Genomic DNA, 20,901 nt, shown 5'->3' on the forward strand with positions numbered 1-20,901 from the left:
TCTTAAACTCTTTTCATTCCTTATCACGTTTCTAATGTAACATCAGCTTACAGGTTTTGCAACCAAAAAGAGTGTTAAAAAATCGTCAAAACAACGTAAAAAATTCCGGAAGAGAAATCTCCTGCCGGAATTTTTTATCAACTGGCTTCACAGTTATTATTCGTTTACACTGTAGTTCGGTGCTTCTTTGGTGATATGAATATCGTGCGGATGGCTCTCTTTCAGAGATGCTGCAGAAATTTTGACAAACTGTGCTTTTGTCTTCAGAGTCTCGATATCCGGTGCGCCGCACAGACCCATACCGGAACGAAGCCCTCCCAGAAGCTGGAAAATCGTATCTTCCACATAACCCTTGTATGCAACACGTCCTTCCACACCTTCCGGAACCAGTTTCTTTGCATCGCTCTGGAAATAACGGTCTTTGGATCCGTTCTCCATAGCGGCAATGGAACCCATTCCACGATATACTTTATATTTTCTTCCCTGATACAGTTCAAAAGATCCCGGGCTCTCATCGCAGCCTGCGAAGATACTTCCCATCATGCAGACATTGGCACCTGCTGCCAGTGCTTTTGTAATGTCTCCGGAATATTTGATACCGCCATCGGCGATGACCGGAATTCCATATTTATCAGCTACTTCGTAGCTGTCCATAACTGCACTGATCTGCGGAACACCCACACCGGATACAACACGGGTAGTACAGATAGAACCAGGTCCGATACCAACTTTGACAGCGTCTGCACCAGCTTTGATCAGAGCTTCCGTTCCTGCTCCGGTTGCCACGTTTCCTGCGATAACCGGCACATCCGGGTATGCATTTTTCAGCATATCCAGACAACGGATGACATTTGCAGAATGTCCGTGGGAAGAATCCAGTACCAGCACATCAACATGAGCGTCGATCAATGCTTTGGCACGATCCAGAACGTTGGCTGTAATGCCAATACCTGCACCGCAGAGAAGACGTCCCTGTGCATCCTTTGCTGCCAGCGGATATTTGATCTGTTTTTCAATATCCTTAATCGTAATAAGACCTTTCAGGTTGAAATCTTTATCTACGATTGGAAGTTTTTCTTTTCTTGCTTTTCCGAGAATCACCTTTGCTTCTTCCAGAGTAATGCCTACCGGAGCAGTAACCAGATTTTCAGAAGTCATGGACTCTTTAATCTTCTTGGAAAAATCAGTCTCAAATTTCAGATCACGGTTTGTCAGAATACCAACCAGTTTCTTTCCTTCCGTAATCGGCACGCCGGAAATCCGGTATTTTGCCATCAGCTCATCGGCATCTGCCAGTGTGTGTTCCGGAGATAAAGAGAAAGGATCCGTAATAACACCGTTCTCGGAACGTTTTACCTTATCTACCTCTTCCGCCTGCTCCTCAATTGACATATTTTTATGGATGATACCAATACCACCCTGTCTGGCCATCGCAATTGCCATGCGGCTTTCCGTTACCGTATCCATTCCTGCACTCATCAGCGGAATATTCAGTTTTACCGTTTTGGTAAGCCATGTCTCCAGCTTCACCTGATTCGGGATCACTTCTGAGTAGGCCGGAACAAGAAGAACATCATCAAATGTAATGCCTTCACCGATAATTTTTCCCATCTCTTTTCCTCTCTTTCCTGTATTTTTGTTTTATTAGAATTATTAATAAGTACCTCTTCTTCTAGTAAAAATAATAATATCTAATGACGTTTAAAACAGTCTACCAGATCGGTCACTTAATGTCAATGGGTTTTCTGATGGAACTGAAAAAAGCTGCGGGAAAACCCGCAGCTTTAAAATTCGGAAATTACATCATTCCCATTCCGCCACCTGCCGGAGCAGCAGCCGGAACCGGCTCTTTGATATTGGCAACACATGCCTCAGTAGTCAGGAATGTAGATGCAACGCTTGTTGCATTCTGCAGAGCTGTTCTGGTAACCTTAGCCGGATCCAGAATACCTGCCTCTACCATGTTGACATACTGCTCATTGTAAGCATCGAAGCCAACACCAACTTCAGACTCACGTACCTTGTTGATGATAACAGCGCCTTCCAGTCCTGCATTTACAGCGATGTGGAACAGCGGAGCTTCCAGTGCTTTCAGGATCACCTTACCGCCGGTCTTCTCATCACCTTCCAGCGTATCAACCAGTTTTGCAACCTCTTTGGAAGCATGGATGTAAGCAGATCCACCACCGCAGATAATACCTTCTTCAACTGCTGCTCTGGTAGCTGCCAGTGCATCTTCCATACGAAGTTTTGCTTCTTTCATCTCGGTCTCGGTAGCAGCACCTACGCGGATAACAGCTACACCACCGGACAGTTTTGCAAAACGCTCCTGAAGTTTTTCTTTATCAAATTCAGATTTGGTGTTCTCAATCTCAGCTTTAATTGTCTTAACACGATCAGCAATTGCCTCTTTGTCGCCAAGACCATCTACAATAACGGTAGATTCTTTCTGTACTTTTACAGATTTTGCACGTCCAAGCATATCAATGGTAGCATCTTTCAGTTCAAGACCAATCTCCTCGGAGATTACGGTACCACCGGTCAGGATTGCGATATCCTGCAGCATTGCTTTTCTTCTGTCACCATAGCCCGGAGCTTTTACTCCTACAGCAGTGAAAGTTCCACGCAGTTTGTTCAGTACCAGAGTGGTCAGAGCTTCGCCCTCGATATCCTCTGCGATGATGAGCAGTTTCTTACCGGACTGTACCAGCTGCTCCAGTACCGGGAGGATCTCCTGGATATTAGAAATCTTCTTATCAGTAATCAGGATGTACGGATCATCCAGAACTGCTTCCATCTTCTCAGTATCAGTTGCCATGTATGCGGAAATGTATCCACGGTCGAACTGCATACCTTCTACTACATCCAGCTCGGTCTGCATGGTCTTGGACTCTTCGATGGTAATAACACCGTCGTTCGCTACTTTCTCCATAGCGTCTGCAACCATATCGCCTACTTTGTCATCTCCGGCAGAAATTGCTGCAACTCTTGCCATCTGATGTTTTCCGGATACTTTGCTGCTCATAGCTGCGATTGCTTCTACAGCTTTGTCAGTTGCTTTCTTCATACCTTTTCTCAGGACAATCGGGTTAGCACCTGCTTCCAGGTTCTTCATTCCTTCGTGGATCATTGCCTGAGCAAGAACAGTAGCGGTCGTAGTACCGTCACCGGCTACATCGTTGGTCTTGGTAGCTACTTCTTTTACCAGCTGTGCGCCCATGTTCTCGAACGGATCTTCCAGTTCAATCTCTTTTGCGATGGTAACACCATCGTTAGTGATCAGCGGAGCACCGAACTGTTTGTCAAGGACTACGTTTCTTCCTTTCGGTCCGATCGTTACACGAACGGTATCTGCAAGTTTATTTACACCGGCTTCCAGTGCTTTTCTGGCGTCAACGCCATATTTTAAATCTTTAGCCATGACTATATTCCTCCTGTCATACTGACATCATATTTATTCTACAATTGCAAGAATATCACTCTGTTTTACGATAACATACTCTTCCTCGTCAAGCTTTACTTCGTTGCCTGCGTATTTGGAGTAGATTACCTGATCGCCAACTTTTACCTGCATGGTAACTTCTTTTCCGTCTACCATTCCGCCAGGTCCTACGGCAATAACCTCAGCCGTTACCGGTTTCTCCTGTGCTTTTGCTGCAAGAATGATTCCGGATTTGGTGGTCTCTTCTTTCTCTGTCTGTTTTAATACAACTCTGTCACCCAAAGGTACTAACTTCATGATAATTCCTCCTGTCTGTCTACAGTCTAAATTCATTTGCTAGCACTCACTTTGCTTGAGTGCTAACCCTTGATCATTATATTAGTATGATTGCAGGAAAATGTCAATGGGTTTTTTAATATTTTTTCAGTACGGCTCTGCTTTTTTCCGCCTTCTCCAGTTCCTCAAAAACGCAGTCATTGACTACCTTGATATTGGTGCCTTTCATACCGGAAGAACGGGATTCGATCACACCTGCACTCTCGAATTTTCGCAGGGCATTGACGATGACGGAACGGGTAATGCCTGCTTTATCTGCAATACGGCTTGCTACAAGCGTACATTCATTTCCCTTCATTTCCTTGAAAATCAGAAGAATAGCTTCCAGTTCTGTCACGGACAGGGTACTGATTGCAGACTGTACGATATGCTGTCTGCGGATCTCCTCGGCATTCTCCTCATGAACGGAACGCATCATCTCAAGACCTACAACGGTCGTACCGTATTCACTTAAAATGATATCGTCGATATCATAGTCATTCTCATATTTGTACATAAATAAAGTTCCAAGACGCTCTCCTGCAATGTCGATCGGAGTTACAAGCGCATGGTATTTGCGGATATCTTCCGTATCAAACCCCAGAGTCTGCAGATTGACATTTTCTTTTGTAGAAAGAATACCGAGCAGTCTCTCATTTAGCAGTGGATCAATCAGACTTCCCACCTGATCCACAATCAACTCATGAATCTCATCCACACCGATGCAGTCACCGATACCAAGTACTTTTCCCTTTTTACTGATTACCAGAACATTAGAATCCAGAATATCGGAAAGTACACGGCAGATATCGTTAAACACAACCTTACTGGAGCTGTTATTATGCAGAAGTTTATTAATTTTTCTTGTTTTGTCTAATAACTGTACACTCATTTTTTCTCTCTCCTGTAAACGCACAAAGTGCAGCTGCCCCACGCAGCCGCACCTTGCATCTTAGCATATTTATCTGTATATTTCAATCATTTTCAGAAATTATTTGTTTTCCTTCTCTACCGGGACAGAAACCGGATTTTCTGTCGGATTTTCCGGGCGTTTCCAGGATATAAAATCACAGTCCGGATAGCCTTCACAACTGTAGAATTTCCGACCTTTGGAAGAACGTCTGAGCACAACCTCTTTTCCGCATTTCGGACATTTCACGCCGATCTTCTCCAGATACGGCTTGGTATTCCGACATTCCGGGAATCCAGGACAAGCCAGGAATTTTCCATGCGGTCCGTATTTGACTACCATGTTCCGTCCGCACTGCTCGCAGACCACATCAGACACTTCGTCCCGAATCTGTACTTTCTCCAGATCTTCCTCTGCTTTTTTCACAGCTTCCTCCAGATCCGGATAAAAATTGCTGACTACCGTTTTCCAGCTGACTTTTCCTTCCTCTACCATGTCAAGAAGAGACTCCACATTGGCCGTGAAATCCGGTTCCACAATACTCGGGAAAGCCTGCTTCATCATATTGTTGACCACCTCTCCAAGCTCGGTCAGATACAGGTTTCTTCCTTCCTTTGCCACATAGCGGCGGGCAATAATGGTGCTGATGGTCGGCGCATAGGTACTCGGTCTTCCGATTCCAAGCTCCTCCAGCGTCTTTACAAGAGCAGCCTCCGTATAATGGGCGGGCGGCTGGGTAAAATGCTGTTTGTCTTCCAGTTCTTTAAGCGTCAGTTCGCTGTCCGGTCCAAGCTCCTTTAAGAGATTCATGCTGCCACCTTTTTCCTCTTCATCCTGTACATAGACAGACATGAATCCATCAAAGGCAACCGTGGATGCAGATACGGTAAACCGGTATCCACCTCCATCGATCTTCACTGCCATGGTGTTGTATTTTGCATCTGCCATGCAGCTGGCAGTAAACCGTTTCCAGATCAGCTGATAGAGACGGAACTGGTCTCTGGAAAGAGAGTCCTTGACAGCCGCCGGGAGTCTGGTGATATCCGTAGGACGGATTGCCTCATGGGCGTCCTGAATCTTCTTACCAGAACTCTTCTTAGTTTCTCCCCGGTGCAGGTACTCTTCTCCATATGTCTGGCTGATATATTCTGTCGCCATCCGGGATGCCTCCTCGGACACACGGGTGGAGTCCGTACGGAGATAGGTGATAATACCGACCGTTCCCTGTCCCTCTATATCAATTCCTTCATATAACTGCTGTGCAAGACGCATGGTCTTGGATGTGGAAAAGTTTAAAACCTTGGATGCCTCCTGCTGCAGAGTACTGGTGGTAAACGGAAGCGGAGCCTTCTTGGTGCGCTCCCCTTTCTTTACATCTGTCACATGGAAAGCCGCATCTTTGACTGCTGCAAGCACCTGATCCATCTCCTGCCGGGAATGGATGTCCATTTTCTCCTCAGTAGTTCCGTAAAACTTTGCAGCCAGGGTTTTTCTCTCACCTTTTACCTGGAACTGTGCATCCAGACTCCAGTATTCCTCCGGTACAAATGCATTGATCTCTTCTTCCCTGTCGGCAATGATCCGAAGTGCTACGGACTGTACTCTTCCGGCACTTAAACCTCTCTTCACCTTCGCCCACAGAATCGGACTGATCCGATAACCCACCATACGATCCACCATACGTCTCGCCTGCTGCGCATCCACCAGATCCATATCAATTTCCCGTGCATTCTTGATGGATTCTCTGACTGCGGTCTTCGTAATCTCATTGAACGTAATCCGGTACATCTTTTTGCTGTCCAGTCCCAGGGCTTTGGAAAGATGCCAGGAAATTGCTTCTCCCTCACGGTCCGGGTCAGTTGCGAGATATACTTTGTCTGCCTTCTTCGCTTCTTTACGAAGTCCTGCAAGAATATCTCCTTTTCCGCGGATGGTAATATATTTTGGCTCATAGTCATGGTCCACGTCGATTCCGAACTGGCTCTTCGGAAAATCCCGCACATGGCCGTTGGATGCCATGACCTCATATTTTGCGCCTAAAAACTTCTTTATCGTCTTCACCTTTGCGGGTGACTCCACAATTACTAAATATTTAGCCATCTGTAATCTTCAAATCCGTCCTTACATAATGATTCTTCTGAACTTCCCTGATCAGGCCTTTCAACTCCAGTCCGGTCAGGACCGAAAGCACTCTGGAAGCGGGAAATCCTGTCTTTGCGATCAGGTCTTCCAGACCAGCCGGTTGTAAACGTATCCAACTATACACGATATCCTCTTCCTTTGCAAGTAAAATTTTTGTGTCTTTTTGCGTCAAAACTATTTTTTCTTTCTGAATTCCCAGTGCTTCCAGAATGGTATCCGGCCTGTCTGCCAGTCCGGCACCCTGCTTCAGAAGGTTCAGACAGCCCCGGCTCAGCTCATCTCCCAGCCTTCCCGGTACTGCCCACACGTCCTTTCCCTGTTCCAATGCGAAATCCGCGGTGATCAGGGAACCGCTCTTTTCTCTTGCCTCTACCACCAGCACCAGATCAGAAAGCGCACTGATAAGCCGATTTCTTGCCGGGAAAAATCCTGCCAGCGGCGGACGGCCGGGCGGCTGTTCTGACAGTATCCCCCCTTTTTCCTTCAGACATTCATAAAGATGCCTCTGTCCGGCCGGATAGCAGACATCCACACCACATCCCAGCACGGCAAATGTATCTCCATCTGCTTTCAGCGCACCTTCATGGGCATAACTGTCAATACCCCATGCCATACCGCTGATGATCTGCACCCCGGCTTCGGCCAGATGTTCTGCAAAAAGTTTTGCCATAGCATTCCCATAAGCCGTAGATCTTCTGGCTCCGACGATTGCCACACTCTTGCGGTTCGGATCCGGCATTCTGCCCATATACCAGAGTTTTCGGGGCATTCCTTTGTGAACCGCTATTTTTTCCGGATATCTGTCGGATTCTCTTTCCACACAGAAAATCGTGTTTCTTCTATTATATATGTCATTCATAACCTTTTTACTCCCAGAATTTCTGATACGCCGAGCGGTACCCGAGAGCTTCCAGAAGGTGCGGCTCCCGGATTGTCTCTTCCCCTGCCAGGTCTGCGATGGTCCTCGCCACTTTGATCACCCGATGATAACCTCTCGCGCTTAAATTCATCCGTTCAAATGCCAGTTCCATCAACTTCTGCTCATCAGTTCCCAGAGGACAGAATTCCCTGATGGCTGCAGTACCAAGTCTGGAATTAAATTTCCATCCAGCCTTTTCATACCGCTTCTCCTGTATCTGTCTTGCCTGTTCCACCCGCTTTCGCATCTTCGCAGAAGATTCATTTTCTTCTTCGGAAGTAAGATCCCTGTATTCTACCCGCGGGATCTCCACACAGATATCAATCCGGTCCAGAAGCGGCCTGGAAATCCGCTTCACATATTTCGCCACTTCTCCCGGAAGGCAATGACACTTGCTGCGGTCAGGATAATAACCGCATTTACATGGATTCATAGCTGCGACCAGTTGAAACTCTGCCGGAAACTCATAGGTTCCATCTGTCCGACTGATCACCACCCTTCCTTCTTCCATGGGCTGGCGCAAAACTTCCAGTGCGTTTTTTGAAAATTCCGGCAATTCATCCAGAAAGAGAATTCCGCCCGTGGCAAGACTGATCTCTCCCGGCCTTACTTTTCTGCCTCCTCCCGTCAACGCATTGGCGGAGACAGTATGATGCGGCGAACGGAATGGCCGCTCCGTCATCAGTCCTTCTTTTCCCGCCAACAACCCGCAGGCACTGTAGACCTTCGATATTTTCAGGCTTTCTTCCAACGTCAGTTCCGGCAGAATGGATGGCATGCGTCTGGCAATCATTGTTTTTCCTGCCCCCGGACTTCCAATCATCAGTAAATTATGCATTCCTGCGGCTGCGATCTCCGCTGCCCTGCGCACTGCAAACTGTCCGTTCACCTCTCGAAAATCTTCTCCGGTCTTCTTTCTCGATGGGTTCCATGCCGGAACTTCAGTTCTCTGACTCTTCTTCACATTTTCTGACAGAAGACACTCCAGAAGTTCCCGGATGCTTTCAATCCCGATCACCGACATCTCCGGTACCGCCGCCCCTTCCCCTGCATTGGCTTTCGGCACCAGACAACAGCTGCACTTTAACTCCCGCGCCAGAAGTACTGTCTGCAGCACACCATCCACCGGATAAATCTGCCCGTTCAGACCTACTTCTCCTACAATCATGATATTTCTGGCATATTCTGCCGGGAAGACACCCAGTGCTGCCAGCAGTGCCGCTGCTACCGGAAGATCATACCTGGTTCCCTCTTTCCGGATATGGGCCGGTGACAGATTAACTGTTACCCGTTTTGGCGGAACGGCGATTCCCGTATTCCGCAGAGCCGTCCGTACCCGGTCTGCCGCCTCCCGTACTTCTGTGGACAGATCTCCCACCATACAGAACATGGGCAGTCCGTCGCAGACATCTGCTTCTACCTGCACCGCTTTTGCTTCCACGCCAATGACTGCAGCTGATAAAATCATGCTGAACATTTTTGCTTCCTCCGTAAATTGTAACTCGGAAAATATATGCGATTTGCATTTCAGATTTTAGACACCTACAGCATAGCATATTTCCACACAGGATTCAATCCTGGAAATATTCCCGCAGCCGATACAGTGCATTTTTTTCAATTCTGCTGATATAAGAACGGGAGATTCCAAGACGTTCCGCAATCTCTCTTTGAGTATATTCTCTGCCACCGTAGAGGCCATAGCGCATGATCAACACCAGCCGCTCCCTCTCACTTAAACGTTCCTCCAATAGCCTGTAAATACGCAGTGAATCATCCTTCAGCTGGATCTGCTCCATTGCTTCCGGTTCCCCGCTCTCCATAATGTCCAGCAGCTGTATCTCGTTTCCTTCCTTGTCCGTACCGATGGGTTCATAATAGGATGTTTCTCTCATATACTTCTTTTTCGCCCGCATATACATAAGGATCTCATTCTCCACACATCTCGCCGCATAGGTAGAAAGTCTTCTGGCCTTCTCCTGGTCAAAGGTGTCCACCGCCTTGATCAGTCCGATCGTTCCGATAGAGATCAATTCTTCCATATCATCTTCTGCCGACTGATATTTTTTCACAATATGCGCTACCAGACGCAGATTATATTCAATCAAAATCCGCCTGGCCTCCCCATCCCCGTCCCGCAGTCTGCTCAGATAGTATTTCTCATTTTCAGCCGTAAGCGGTTTTGGAAAAGTCCTCAAAAAAAGGCACCTCTCTCGCGGATTTAATACATTTTATGTAAAAATCCGGCAGAAGTGCCTTTCCCTCTTATTTCTTTTTCCTTTAAAAATCTTTTCTTCTTAAGATATCCATGGCTTCCGGCGCACTGGACAGTTTTACTTTGAGCGCCTGTTTTGCATGCGGCGCGCTTTCCTGTTCATTGCCTTCCAGATCCTGAATATGTTCCACCGTCACCTCAATGTTCCGTCCATCCGGCTTCATAATCTCGATCGTCTCTCCCACAGAGAACTTGTTGCGCTGTTCCAGATCGAAGACACCGGCTGCATCCGGCTGTCCGGCAATTCCAAGATAGACATAATCTTTCTCATAGGTGTTGCTGTCATAGATCTGTGAATTTTCATCCGGTTTTCCGTAGAAAAAACCGGTGGTAAACCGACGATAAGTACATCCAGTGATCTGCTGCTCATACCACGGAAGGTTCTGTTCATAGACCTCTCTGCCTTTTTCCAGATCATCCAGTGCCTTGCGGTAGGTTCTCGCAACTGTCGCAACATAGAGTGCCGTCTTCATACGTCCCTCAATCTTCAGGCTGTCCACACCGGCATCTACAAGATCCGGCAGATGATCCACCATGCAGAGATCTTTGGAGTTAAAAATATAGGTACCTCTCTCATTTTCGTAGACAGGCATATATTCGCCCGGGCGTGTCTCTTCCACCACAGAATATTTCCAGCGGCACGGATGTGTACAGGCTCCCCGGTTCGCATCTCTTCCGGTAAAGAAATTGCTCAGAAGACATCTTCCGGAATAGGAGATACACATAGCTCCATGTACAAATGTCTCTATCTCCAGGCTGTCCGGAATATGATCCCGGATCTCCCGAATCTCCTTCAGGGAGAGTTCCCGTCCCGTTACCACACGGGTTGCACCCTGACGCTGCCAGAAAAGAAATGTCATATAGTTGACATTGTTTGCCTGGGTAGACACATGAATATCAATCTCCGGACATACTTCTTTTGCGATGGTAAACATTCCAGGATCGGAAATGATCAGTGCATCCGGCTCGATAGCCTTCAGTTCTTCAAAATATGCTCTGGCACCGTCCAGATCATCATTGTGTGCCAAAATATTGGCGGTCACATATACTTTCACTCCATGTTCATGAGCAAAGCGAATACCCTCCGCCATGTCCTCCATGGAAAAATTTTTTGCCTTTGCACGAAGTCCGAAGGCTTCGCCACCGATGTATACGGCATCTGCGCCAAAGGTGACTGCCACCTTCAGCACTTCCAGACTGCTGGCCGGCACCAGAAGCTCCGGTTTTCTTCTCATCATATCGATTCCTTTCTTACTTCCGGACACTGACTGTCACTCCGTCTCCCAGCGGAAGAACCGAAGTCACCAGATCATCCCGGTGTGTCAGTTCATACAGATATTCTCTCATACGCGCATGAATTGTCCGGTCACGCCGCTCTACTGCGAAACGGGACTCCACAATATTTCCATCCTGCAGCACATTATCCGATACCAGAACAGCTCCTTCTGGCATGATCCTTAAAAGTTCCGGCAGATAGTAGATATACTGTGCCTTCGCTGCATCCAGAAATACAAAATCATAGGGGCCGGTAAGCCTCTTCAGCACTTCTATGGCGTCATCCTCGAGAAGTGTAATCTGATGATCCTTCCCTGCCCGGGCAAAGTTCTCCCTGGCTATGGGAATTCGTTTTTCATAATTTTCTATCGTTGTGATCGTACAGTTCTCCGATACACATTCACTCATCATAAGGGAAGAAAAACCAACCGCTGTGCCAATCTCCAGAATGTGCTCCGGCTGTTTCATAACCAGCAGCATCTTCAAAAAACTCTGCGTCTCTTTCCGGATGATGGGTACCCTTTCTTTCAGCGCCCATTTTTCCAGTTCTGTCAGAAACGGCGTATCTTCCGTGCTCAGGGAATTGATATAGGAGATGATTCTTTCATTTGCAATCATTCCTCATCCTCCTCTGTCTCTTCTCCGGCAAGAATCTTCAGCATCTCCCTCGGTCTCATGGACGTATTCAGCACATACTTTCCCGGTTGGATCTTATCCTCATATCCGGTTACTTTCATCTGGATTTTGAAGACGTCTACGCTTTTTACCAGTCCCTTCCGCTCGAGAAGTTTTGCCACTTTTCCTGCGGACATATCGCTGGTCACAGATACACTGACATCCCGTCCCGGTTCTTCTTCCGCCGCCGTGTCAGACACCACACTGTAGCAGTACGTATATGCATATTCGCCAACTTTAAAGATACCAACCACTACCAATATCAGGAGTGCCAGTCTGAGCAGAAACAGTCCCAGTGACAGCATCCAGTTTCCTTCCTTCATGCCTCGTAAACTTCCTCTCTTATACCTCCATGATGATCGGAAGAATCATGGGATTTCTCTTGGTCTTCTTTCTGATATAATCTCCCAGTGCATCCTTCATCACGTTCTTCATCTTGCCCCAGTCCGTAATATGACGGTCCAGACATTTCTCCACTGCGTCATAAACTACAGCTCTTGCCTGCTCCATCAGATCCTCGGATTCTCTCACATAGACAAATCCTCTGGATACAATATCCGGTCCGGACAGCAGTGTATTGCTTCCCTTGTCCAGGGTCAGGACAATAATCATAATACCATCTTCTGCCAGATGCTGACGGTCACGCATTACGATGCTTCCTACATCTCCCACACCAAGTCCATCCACAAAGATTGCTCCTGTATGAACTTTATCCACAATTTTCGCAGAATTTTCATCCATCTCGATCACATCACCGGACCGCATAACAAAGATATTCTCTTTTTCAATACCCAGCTGCTCTGCGATGGAAGCCTGTGCTTTCAGATGGCGGTACTCTCCATGAACCGGAATCGCATATTTCGGATGCACCAGAGAATAGATCAGCTTGATCTCCTCCTGACATGCATGTCCGGATACGTGCGCATCCTGGAAAATAACATTGGCACCCTTGGCTGAAAGCTCGTTAATCACCTTGGATACCGCTTTCTCATTTCCCGGAATCGGATTGGAACTGAAGATTACTGTATCCCCCGGCATAATATGGACTCTTCTGTGCAGGTTCTGAGCCATACGGGACAGAGCTGCCATGGATTCTCCCTGGCTTCCTGTCGTGATCAGCACTGTTGCCTCCGGCGGATAGTTGTTCAGCTGCTCAATCTCAATCAGTGTATTATCCGGCACATTGATATAGCCAAGCTCTGCAGCAGTGGAGATAACATTGACCATGCTGCGTCCCTCGATGACTACTTTTTTGTTATACTTATAAGCAGAATTAATAATCTGCTGCACACGGTCTACATTGGATGCGAACGTTGCAACGATAATTCTGGAGTTGCAGTGTTCTGCAAACAGAGTGTCCATGGTACGGCCGACTGTCTTCTCAGACTGGGTAATGCCAGGGCGTTCCGCATTGGTACTGTCACACATCAGCGCCAGTACACCTTTCTTTCCGATCTCACCGAAACGCTGCAGATCAATACTGTCTCCGTATACCGGCGTATAGTCTACCTTAAAGTCTCCGGTGTGTACAACAGTTCCTGCAGGAGAATAAATCGCCAGAGCGGAGGCATCCGCAATACTGTGGTTGGTCTTGATAAACTCTACCCGGAACTTCCCGAGATTAATGGATTGTCCGTGGCGTACTACCTTTCTCTTGGTAGTTCTCAGCATATTATGCTCTTTTAATTTGTTCTCGATCAGAGCAATCGTCAGTTTCGTTGAATAAACCGGTACATTGATATCCTTCAGGATATATGGCAACGCACCGATATGGTCCTCATGTCCGTGTGTGATCACAAAGCCTTTCACTTTGCTCAGATTCTGCTTCAGATAGCTCACATCCGGTATGACCAGATCGATTCCCAGCATATCATCCTCGGGGAATGCCAGACCGCAATCCACGACAACAATACTGTCTTCAAATTCAAAGGCAGTAATATTCATTCCGATCTGTTCCAGTCCACCAAGCGGAATGATACGCAATTTTGAATTGTTTACATTTTTCAAAAAAATAACCTCCTGTATGTTTCATTCAATAAGTAACAGTTATATCTGCAGGACAACTTCCCTTTTGTCCTATCTTTCAATATCCACATTGTCAAGAAGCTCTTCAAACACGGTCAGCACCGCATCCAGCTCCTTCTCATCCTCTACGATTTCATAGAGGCTTTCCTGGTCCTGATCTTCTGAAGTATCTTTTAAGATCAGACACTCTCCGTCATCTTCCTCGGAATCAGTTACCAGAAGATAATTTACCCCGCTCATACGGGTCTGTTCCAGTACATAAAATTCCGCAGAATCTCCATCTTTTCCCTGAAATACTAATTTTTCCATTTTCTATTTTCTCCTGCTGTACTCTCCGTCCAGATATCCCTGAAGGATAAATACAGCTGCAATCTGATCTATGTGTTCTTTTCTGTTTTCTCTGCGCACGCCGCTCTCCATAAGCGTCCTGTTCGCTGCCACGGTTGTAAGACGTTCATCCCACATGACAACAGGCAGACCTGTCCGCCGTTTCAGCATTTCTGCAAACTCCAGCGATTTTTCAGCCCTGTCCCCAATCGTATTATTCATATTTTTCGGAAAACCCAATACGATACGTTCCACTTCGTATTCCCGGCACAGTTCCTCTATTCTCGCCAGCGTCTTACGAAGCTTGTTTTCCTGTGTCCTGCAGATGGTCTCTACAGCCTGAGCAGTCAGAAGGAGTGCGTCACTCACTGCGACTCCCACTGTCTTGGAGCCGTAGTCAAGTCCCATAATTCTCATCTTCTACTCATTCCTTTACGGTTTTATCTACATATACTCTCAGAAGTTCTTCGACCAGCTCATCCCGCTCCACCTTCATGATAAGACTTCTGGCTCCGTTGTGGCTGGTAATGTAGGTCGGATCTCCAGACATAATATAACCTACAATCTGGTTTACCGGATCATACCCTTTCTCGGTCATGGCCTGATAGACCAGCTGAAGAACATCTCCAACCTTTAATTCCTGATCGGACTGAATTTTAAAATACTGTGTATTTTCCAGTTTTTTCATAGTCCCACGTCCCCAAATGTAATCTAACAATAGTTTACTATACTCTTTCTGAAAATTCAACGCAAAATTTCCGACAGACTTCGTAGGATTCACTCACCGAGAACCATGTCTTTCAGAAGTCCGGTCACTTTTACATCGATAATCTCTCCGGCTGCCGCCGTCTCCGGTGCTACAGCTACTTTCACATATTCTCTGGTATGTCCTGCCAGATATGTTGTTCCACCAATGGTGCTTTCTTCTTCCAGCAAAACTTTTACAGTGCGTCCCAGCAGTTTTTTTCTGTACTCTCCACTGTTTTTTTCAGTCAGAGCAAGAAGCACATCACTTCTCTGATTTTTGATCTGTTCTGGAATCTGATCCGGCATCCGGTCTGCTTTCGTTCCTTTTCTGCGGGAATATTTGAAGACATGGGTTTCATAGAAACAGATATCTTTTAAGAACTCTACGGTCGCCGTAAATTCTTCCTCCGTCTCGCCCGGAAATCCGACGATCACATCCGTGGTCAGTGCCGGGTCATCAAAATGCCGTCTCAGGCGTTCACAGCACTGGCGGAATTCTTCTGCACTATATCTTCGATTCATCCGCTTCAGCGTGGCATCGCATCCACTCTGCAGAGACAGATGGAAATGCGGACACAATTTTTCTTCCGCTGCCAGTCCTGCCACAAATTCCTCCGTCATGATCCGCGGTTCCAGGGAACCAAGACGGATTCTTTTAATCCCGTCGATCTTCGCAATCTCCTGAATCACGGTCAGCAGATTCTCATGTTCTTCCAGATCCGTTCCGTAGGAATCCAGATGAATACCGGTAAGAACAACCTCTTGATAACCATTTTCGGCAAGACGTCCTGCCTCCGCCACAATGTCGGAGAGCCGTCTGCTTCTGACTCGCCCTCTTGTATAAGGAATAATGCAATACGTACAGAACTGATTGCATCCGTCCTGAATCTTCATAAAAGCACGGGTGTGACCTGCCGTATGGCTCAGTGTCAGTTCTTCATACGTATGCTCTCTTGTCAAGTCATGCACATGCAGCGGATTGTGCTCCTTTTCCCAGTTCTCCAGAATGGACGGCAGATTCACTTTTTCATTATTTCCAATGAGAATATCCACAGAAGTATCTTTCAGGAGTTCCTCCCCCGCTGACTGCACATAACATCCGGCAGCAATCACTACTGCCTCCGGATTCATCTTTTTTGCACGATGAAGCATCTGGCGTGATTTCTTGTCTGCCATATTCGTGACACTACAGGTGTTGACAATATAAGCGTCTGCTTTTTCTTCAAATGGCACTATCTCATATCCGTTCTGTTCCAGAATTTCCTGCATGGCCTCTGTCTCATATGCATTTACCTTACAGCCAAGATTATGCAGTGCTACTTTTTTCATATTTTTCCTCCGAAATCTTTTTTTCATTTTATCATTGACTTTCTCTCCGTAAGTAATTAATATGAAAGAAAAGAAAAATTACTATAGGAGGAACATTCAATGAAAACAGTTCACATTTCATTAAATTCTATCGATAAAGTAAAAGCATTTGTAAACGAGATCACAAAGTTTGATAATGATTTCGACCTTGTATCTGGTCGTTATGTCATTGATGCCAAATCAATCATGGGCATTTTCAGTCTGGATCTCTCCAAACCGATCGAGCTGAATATTCATTCTGAGACCAACGTAGATGAGATTCTCAATATTCTCGCTCCGTATATCGTTGATTAATCATTGACTTTTACAGATAATCATGCCGCAGGATTTTGTTCCTGCGGCTTTTTGTTTGTCCGTAACTATTCGACTTCAATAATCTCATCAGAAGCAAGTGCTGCTTCTACCATCTCGTCGATCTTATCAGCAAGTGCCTTCTCTGATCTGCGAATCACATCCACACGCGGTTTGGTAACCGGATGCTTTGCTACGAATGTGGTACAGCAGTCTTCATACGGAAGAATAGAAATCTCGTAGGTGTCAATCTTCTTGGCAATCGTCACGATATCTTCTTTATCAAATGCAATCAGCGGACGGAATACCGGAAGGGTACATACATCGTTGGTTGCCGCAAGACTCGGAACTGTCTGACTTGCCACCTGGCCGATACTCTCACCGGTAATAAGTGCCAGGCATCCGGTGTCTTCTGCGATCTGCTGTGCAATTCTCATCATGTAGCGGCGCATGATAATCGTCAGTTCGTCATGGGGACACTGATCATAGATATACATTTGGATATCCGTAAAGTTGATTACATGAAGGCGGATCGGACCTGAATAAGCTGCTACTTTTTTCGCCAGATCCACTACCTTCTGCTTTGCTCTCTCACTGGTGTAAGGCGGCGCATGGAAATAAACGGCATCAATGTAAACACCTCGTTTTGCCACCATATATCCTGCTACCGGACTGTCGATACCGCCGGATAAGAGAAGCATGGAACGTCCATTGGTTCCAAGGGGCATACCGCCCGGTCCCGGAATTACTTCGGAATAGATGTAGATTCTGCCGCGGATCTCAATATGAATGGTGACATCCGGCTTGTGCACATCAACTGTCATCTCCGGGAATTCATCCAGAATTCTTCCGCCCAGTTCCGCATTGATCTCCATGGACTCCATGGGGAATCCTTTATGGGCACGGCGTGTGTGTACTTTGAACGTCTTCTTCTGTCCGCCGTACATTTCTCTTACGTAAGACATTACATGGGAAGACAGTTCTTCAAAACCTTCCCGCTCCACGATAACGACCGGACAGATTCCTACAATTCCGAATACTCTCTGCAGTGCAGCCACTGCTTCCTCATAATCAAATTCACCCTCTGCCTCTACATAGATTCTTCCTTTTTCCTTGGAGATGCGGAAAAAGCCTTCCACATCCTTTAACACCTGTCTGATCCGGTCTGCAAGGGCATCCTCGAACACATAACGATTCTTCCCCTTGACGCCGATCTCTCCATATTTAATCAAAAATGCCTGAAACATACAGTTCTCCTTCTTAACGACGAACGTATCGTCTGAGTACCGGGAGCAGTTCTCCCAGCTCTTTTATACAGTAATCAATCTCTTCTTCTGTGGTATCAAAACAGAAACTGAATCTGAGCGTACTGCCCAGAAGTTCCTTGTCAATCTCCATATTCTTCAGCGTCCGACTGACAGACGGCTTATTGGAAGAGCATGCAGAACCTGCAGATACGTAGATTCCTTTTTCCTCCAGCGCATGGAGCAGTACCTCGCTTCTCACATTCCTGAAACTGACACTGACAATCTGCGGTGCGCTGTCTCTTCCGGTATGTCCGTTGACTTTCGTACCTTCCAGAGCCGACACCTGGCTTACAAACCGATCCTTCAGTGCATACAGACGGTCGATTTTTTCTTCCAGATTCTCATAACATTCCGCTGCTGCCTCTGCCATTCCGGCAATTCCCGGCACATTTTCTGTACCGGAACGAAGTCCTTTCTGCTGACCGCCTCCAAATACGATGGAGTGAATCTTTACTTTACTATTGACATATAAAAATCCGGTTCCTTTCGGCCCGTGAATCTTGTGTCCGCTGACCGACAGAAGATCGATACCCTCTTTCTTCGGATAAATCCGGTATTTTCCATAAGCCTGAATCGCATCCACATGGAAAATAGTATTGGGATTATGCTCTTTTACGATTCTGGCGATCTCATCCACCGGCTGCACCGCTCCTACCTCGTTATTCACATACATCACAGATACCAGAATCGTCTCCGGACACAGCGCCTCTTTCAGCGCTTCCAGAGATACCACTCCGTATTCATCCACTGGCAGATAAGTGACACGAAATCCCTGTTCCTCCAGATACTTCATAGTATTATCCACTGAAGCATGTTCAACAGACGTAGTGATCAGGTGATTTCCAGCTCTCCGGTTCGCCATGGCCGTTCCGATCAGGGCCAGATTGTTGGATTCTGTTCCACCGGAAGTAAAGCAGATTTCTTTCTCATCCACCTTCAGATTTTTTGCAAAAAATGCACGTGCCTCTTTTACATAGTGTTCCGCTTCCACACCTTTTGTATGAAGAGCTGAGGGATTTCCAAAATCTTCTCTCATAACCTTCATCACCATCTCTGCTGCCTTCGCAGAACATCTTGTGGTGGCTGAATTATCCAGATATGCCTCCATGTTTCCTTAAACCTCCAGTTGGAACATCAGTACGGACAGAATACAAAGTCCTGCCGTCTCCGTTCTCAAAATTCTTTTTCCTAATGTTATCGGATGAATGCCTGCCTCCATTGCAGCAGCCACCTCCGATTTTTCCAGTCCGCCTTCCGGGCCGATAAGAATTCCCACCGTCTGTCCTCTCTCAATCGTTGAGAGAAGCGCTCTGGTCTGATCCATTGCAGATACTCTTGTCTGTCCGTCCTCCAGAATTTCATCCGCACATTCATAGGGAATCAGACCTTTGTCGAACTGCTTCATGGCTTTCAGCGACGATGCAAAATCCATCACTGGCTCCACCGTCGGGATCAGTGCCCTTCCGGACTGCTTTGCCGCACTCTCGGCAATTGCCTGCCAGCGTTTTACCTTGTTATCCGCCTTCTTTGCATCCAGCTTCACCACACAGCGTCTGGAAGCAACTGGAACTACCGCAGATGCTCCAAGTTCTACCGCTTTCTGGACGATCAACTCCATCTTGTCTCCCTTCGGGAGGCACTGGAACAAGACCAGCCTGGACGGCAGTTCCACCGACACTTCCCGACGTTCCAAAATCTCCGCGCGAACAGAATCTTCTGTCAATTCTGATACATTGCAGCTATATTCATGTCCAAATCCATCACTGATGATGATCTTTTCACCCGGCTTCATGCGAAGCACATTTTTCATATGGTTCACATCTCCGCCCAGAATTTCCACATAATTATCATGCACCTGTCCGGGTTCTACAAAAAAATGATACATAAATCCGTTTTCCTTAGTTCTTACGGGCAGTCACAGACACCCACTCGCCCTGATGGTTCACTTCCAGAACCTCAAGTCCTGCTTTTTTCACAGCCTCTACTACAGTTTCTTCCTTATCATCAATAATGCCGGATGTAATGTAAAGTGCGCCCGGTTTCATCTGTGCCAGAATCACCGGTGTCAGTGGCACCAGTACCTCAGCCAGAATATTGGCTACTACCATGTCATATTTTTCATAGCCGACTGCATCCTGCACTTCTTTATCATCAATAATATTTCCAAGCATCACCGTATACTTGTCCTCCGGAATGCCATTCACTTCCATATTTTCCTTCACCGCATTGATGGCGCAGGGATCCAGATCCGTACCGCAGGCATATCTGGCACCCAGCTTCAGAGCCGCAATAGAAAGAATACCGCTTCCGGTTCCCACATCAAGAAGCACCGTATCCTCTGTTACATACTTTTTGATCTGACGGATGCAGAGCTGTGTGGTCTCATGCATACCCGTTCCGAATGCCGTGCCCGGGTCAATCTGAATCAGAAGCTTCTCACGATCTTCCGGCTGCACTTCCTCCCATGACGGTTTGATCAGAATATCATCCACATGGAACTGATGGAAATACTGCTTCCAGTTATTGATCCAGTCCTTATCCTCTGTCTGGGAAGCTTCAATGGTTGCCGCACCGATATTGATGCCCCAGCTTCTGATCTCCTCCAGACCTTCTTCTACTGCTTTGAGCATAGCAGCATTGTCAGCATCCGGCTCCAGATAAAAACTGATCTTTGCCACACCGTCATCTGCCGGGCCTTCCGGGAGAATGTCCACAAACATCTGGGACTTGTCACTCTCACTTAAGGGAACCTTATCTTCAATCTCAATTCCCTCAATACCGGCTTCCATCATCATGCTGCTGATCATATCTTCCGCTTCTGCGGTGGTTGTCAGTGTATATTTATTCCATTTCATGGGGCATTCCTCCTTTTACCGATCCAATCCG

General features: G+C 46.8%; 21 protein-coding genes. 1 reads left to right on the plus strand and 20 read right to left on the minus strand.

Features of this window, described 5'->3' with window-relative positions:
• Positions 1 to 156 precede the first annotated feature (156 nt).
• The 16 genes from guaB to mtaB form a co-directional block, all read right to left on the minus strand.
• Entirely contained in the window at positions 157 to 1,611 is a 1,455-nt protein-coding gene (guaB, locus tag LKD36_RS00365; RefSeq protein WP_118769132.1) for an IMP dehydrogenase, read from the minus strand.
• Between the two features lie 187 nt (positions 1,612 to 1,798).
• Entirely contained in the window at positions 1,799 to 3,421 is a 1,623-nt protein-coding gene (gene groL, locus LKD36_RS00370) for a chaperonin GroEL (protein WP_118769131.1), read from the minus strand.
• Between the two features lie 33 nt (positions 3,422 to 3,454).
• The gene (locus LKD36_RS00375; protein ID WP_118769130.1) at positions 3,455 to 3,739 is read right to left on the minus strand and encodes a co-chaperone GroES; all 285 of its coding nucleotides are present in this window, start codon (positions 3,737 to 3,739) and stop codon (positions 3,455 to 3,457) included.
• 115 nt (positions 3,740 to 3,854) lie between these two features.
• On the minus strand, positions 3,855 to 4,649 hold the full coding sequence (codY, locus tag LKD36_RS00380; RefSeq protein ID WP_308458231.1) for a GTP-sensing pleiotropic transcriptional regulator CodY: 795 nt from the start codon (positions 4,647 to 4,649) through the stop codon (positions 3,855 to 3,857).
• Positions 4,650 to 4,748: 99 nt separating this feature from the next.
• Positions 4,749 to 6,767 (minus strand): type I DNA topoisomerase, encoded by a 2,019-nt coding sequence (gene topA / locus LKD36_RS00385; RefSeq protein WP_308458232.1) that lies wholly within the window; start codon positions 6,765 to 6,767, stop codon positions 4,749 to 4,751.
• Positions 6,760 to 7,668: a DNA-processing protein DprA gene (gene dprA, locus LKD36_RS00390; RefSeq protein WP_308458233.1), complete on the minus strand. Its 909-nt coding sequence runs from the start codon at positions 7,666 to 7,668 to the stop codon at positions 6,760 to 6,762. Before dprA ends, topA begins: the two co-directional genes overlap by 8 nt.
• 7 nt (positions 7,669 to 7,675) lie before the next feature.
• A complete protein-coding gene (locus LKD36_RS00395) occupies positions 7,676 to 9,205 on the minus strand; it encodes a YifB family Mg chelatase-like AAA ATPase (protein WP_118769127.1) in 1,530 nt (509 codons plus the stop codon).
• A gap of 94 nt (positions 9,206 to 9,299) precedes the next feature.
• Positions 9,300 to 9,923 carry an RNA polymerase sporulation sigma factor SigK gene (sigK, locus tag LKD36_RS00400; RefSeq protein WP_308458234.1) on the minus strand — a complete coding sequence of 208 codons (624 nt, stop codon included), beginning with the start codon at positions 9,921 to 9,923 and terminating at the stop codon, positions 9,300 to 9,302.
• 82 nt (positions 9,924 to 10,005) lie between these two features.
• The gene (locus LKD36_RS00405) at positions 10,006 to 11,235 is read right to left on the minus strand and encodes a peptidase U32 family protein (RefSeq protein WP_308458573.1); all 1,230 of its coding nucleotides are present in this window, start codon (positions 11,233 to 11,235) and stop codon (positions 10,006 to 10,008) included.
• Between the two features lie 16 nt (positions 11,236 to 11,251).
• Entirely contained in the window at positions 11,252 to 11,893 is a 642-nt protein-coding gene (locus LKD36_RS00410) for an O-methyltransferase (protein WP_308458235.1), read from the minus strand.
• On the minus strand, positions 11,890 to 12,273 hold the full coding sequence (locus LKD36_RS00415; RefSeq protein ID WP_308458236.1) for an endolytic transglycosylase MltG: 384 nt from the start codon (positions 12,271 to 12,273) through the stop codon (positions 11,890 to 11,892). The genes LKD36_RS00410 and LKD36_RS00415 overlap by 4 nt, the downstream gene beginning before the upstream one ends.
• Before the next feature lie 19 nt (positions 12,274 to 12,292).
• A complete protein-coding gene (locus tag LKD36_RS00420) occupies positions 12,293 to 13,957 on the minus strand; it encodes a ribonuclease J (RefSeq protein ID WP_118769123.1) in 1,665 nt (554 codons plus the stop codon).
• 69 nt (positions 13,958 to 14,026) lie between these two features.
• Positions 14,027 to 14,284 (minus strand): DUF1292 domain-containing protein, encoded by a 258-nt coding sequence (locus LKD36_RS00425; RefSeq protein ID WP_308458237.1) that lies wholly within the window; start codon positions 14,282 to 14,284, stop codon positions 14,027 to 14,029.
• Positions 14,285 to 14,287: 3 nt separating this feature from the next.
• The gene (gene ruvX, locus LKD36_RS00430; protein ID WP_118769121.1) at positions 14,288 to 14,719 is read right to left on the minus strand and encodes a Holliday junction resolvase RuvX; all 432 of its coding nucleotides are present in this window, start codon (positions 14,717 to 14,719) and stop codon (positions 14,288 to 14,290) included.
• 7 nt (positions 14,720 to 14,726) lie between these two features.
• On the minus strand, positions 14,727 to 14,990 hold the full coding sequence (locus tag LKD36_RS00435; RefSeq protein WP_118769120.1) for an IreB family regulatory phosphoprotein: 264 nt from the start codon (positions 14,988 to 14,990) through the stop codon (positions 14,727 to 14,729).
• An 89-nt stretch (positions 14,991 to 15,079) separates the two neighbouring features.
• Positions 15,080 to 16,378, minus strand: a complete 1,299-nt coding sequence (mtaB, locus tag LKD36_RS00440) for a tRNA (N(6)-L-threonylcarbamoyladenosine(37)-C(2))-methylthiotransferase MtaB (protein WP_118769119.1) — start codon at positions 16,376 to 16,378, stop codon at positions 15,080 to 15,082.
• A 99-nt stretch (positions 16,379 to 16,477) separates the two neighbouring features.
• On the opposite strand from mtaB, the gene LKD36_RS00445 reads away from it, so the two are divergent.
• On the plus strand, positions 16,478 to 16,711 hold the full coding sequence (locus tag LKD36_RS00445) for an HPr family phosphocarrier protein (protein ID WP_118769118.1): 234 nt from the start codon (positions 16,478 to 16,480) through the stop codon (positions 16,709 to 16,711).
• Between the two features lie 65 nt (positions 16,712 to 16,776).
• Here the strand turns inward: LKD36_RS00445 and thiI are convergent, their stop codons facing one another.
• The 4 genes from thiI to prmA are packed head-to-tail and all read right to left on the minus strand — an operon-like array spanning position 16,777 to position 20,870.
• Positions 16,777 to 17,955: a tRNA uracil 4-sulfurtransferase ThiI gene (gene thiI / locus LKD36_RS00450; protein WP_308458238.1), complete on the minus strand. Its 1,179-nt coding sequence runs from the start codon at positions 17,953 to 17,955 to the stop codon at positions 16,777 to 16,779.
• Between the two features lie 13 nt (positions 17,956 to 17,968).
• Positions 17,969 to 19,123 (minus strand): cysteine desulfurase family protein, encoded by a 1,155-nt coding sequence (locus LKD36_RS00455; RefSeq protein ID WP_308458239.1) that lies wholly within the window; start codon positions 19,121 to 19,123, stop codon positions 17,969 to 17,971.
• 6 nt (positions 19,124 to 19,129) lie between these two features.
• The gene (locus tag LKD36_RS00460) at positions 19,130 to 19,900 is read right to left on the minus strand and encodes a 16S rRNA (uracil(1498)-N(3))-methyltransferase (RefSeq protein ID WP_308458240.1); all 771 of its coding nucleotides are present in this window, start codon (positions 19,898 to 19,900) and stop codon (positions 19,130 to 19,132) included.
• A gap of 13 nt (positions 19,901 to 19,913) precedes the next feature.
• Entirely contained in the window at positions 19,914 to 20,870 is a 957-nt protein-coding gene (gene prmA, locus LKD36_RS00465; RefSeq protein WP_118769114.1) for a 50S ribosomal protein L11 methyltransferase, read from the minus strand.
• Positions 20,871 to 20,901 lie beyond the last annotated feature (31 nt).

The sequence above is a fragment of the Hominiventricola filiformis genome, assembly GCF_020686965.1.
Taxonomy (GTDB): Bacteria; Bacillota; Clostridia; order Lachnospirales; family Lachnospiraceae; genus Hominiventricola; species Hominiventricola filiformis.

What these genes read in the sequence shown, in the direction of transcription:
- guaB (WP_118769132.1), bottom strand. Translation starts at nt 1,611, where the DNA reads ATGGGAAAAATTATCGGTGAAGGCATTACATTTGATGATGTTCTTCTT.
- groL (WP_118769131.1), bottom strand. Translation starts at nt 3,421, where the DNA reads ATGGCTAAAGATTTAAAATATGGCGTTGACGCCAGAAAAGCACTGGAA.
- LKD36_RS00375 (WP_118769130.1), bottom strand. Translation starts at nt 3,739, where the DNA reads ATGAAGTTAGTACCTTTGGGTGACAGAGTTGTATTAAAACAGACAGAG.
- codY (WP_308458231.1), bottom strand. Translation starts at nt 4,649, where the DNA reads ATGAGTGTACAGTTATTAGACAAAACAAGAAAAATTAATAAACTTCTG.
- topA (WP_308458232.1), bottom strand. Translation starts at nt 6,767, where the DNA reads ATGGCTAAATATTTAGTAATTGTGGAGTCACCCGCAAAGGTGAAGACG.
- dprA (WP_308458233.1), bottom strand. Translation starts at nt 7,668, where the DNA reads ATGAATGACATATATAATAGAAGAAACACGATTTTCTGTGTGGAAAGA.
- LKD36_RS00395 (WP_118769127.1), bottom strand. Translation starts at nt 9,205, where the DNA reads ATGTTCAGCATGATTTTATCAGCTGCAGTCATTGGCGTGGAAGCAAAA.
- LKD36_RS00405 (WP_308458573.1), bottom strand. Translation starts at nt 11,235, where the DNA reads ATGAGAAGAAAACCGGAGCTTCTGGTGCCGGCCAGCAGTCTGGAAGTG.
- LKD36_RS00410 (WP_308458235.1), bottom strand. Translation starts at nt 11,893, where the DNA reads ATGATTGCAAATGAAAGAATCATCTCCTATATCAATTCCCTGAGCACG.
- LKD36_RS00415 (WP_308458236.1), bottom strand. Translation starts at nt 12,273, where the DNA reads ATGAAGGAAGGAAACTGGATGCTGTCACTGGGACTGTTTCTGCTCAGA.
- LKD36_RS00425 (WP_308458237.1), bottom strand. Translation starts at nt 14,284, where the DNA reads ATGGAAAAATTAGTATTTCAGGGAAAAGATGGAGATTCTGCGGAATTT.
- ruvX (WP_118769121.1), bottom strand. Translation starts at nt 14,719, where the DNA reads ATGAGAATTATGGGACTTGACTACGGCTCCAAGACAGTGGGAGTCGCA.
- LKD36_RS00435 (WP_118769120.1), bottom strand. Translation starts at nt 14,990, where the DNA reads ATGAAAAAACTGGAAAATACACAGTATTTTAAAATTCAGTCCGATCAG.
- mtaB (WP_118769119.1), bottom strand. Translation starts at nt 16,378, where the DNA reads ATGAAAAAAGTAGCACTGCATAATCTTGGCTGTAAGGTAAATGCATAT.
- LKD36_RS00445 (WP_118769118.1), top strand. Translation starts at nt 16,478, where the DNA reads ATGAAAACAGTTCACATTTCATTAAATTCTATCGATAAAGTAAAAGCA.
- thiI (WP_308458238.1), bottom strand. Translation starts at nt 17,955, where the DNA reads ATGTTTCAGGCATTTTTGATTAAATATGGAGAGATCGGCGTCAAGGGG.
- LKD36_RS00455 (WP_308458239.1), bottom strand. Translation starts at nt 19,123, where the DNA reads ATGGAGGCATATCTGGATAATTCAGCCACCACAAGATGTTCTGCGAAG.
- LKD36_RS00460 (WP_308458240.1), bottom strand. Translation starts at nt 19,900, where the DNA reads ATGTATCATTTTTTTGTAGAACCCGGACAGGTGCATGATAATTATGTG.
- prmA (WP_118769114.1), bottom strand. Translation starts at nt 20,870, where the DNA reads ATGAAATGGAATAAATATACACTGACAACCACCGCAGAAGCGGAAGAT.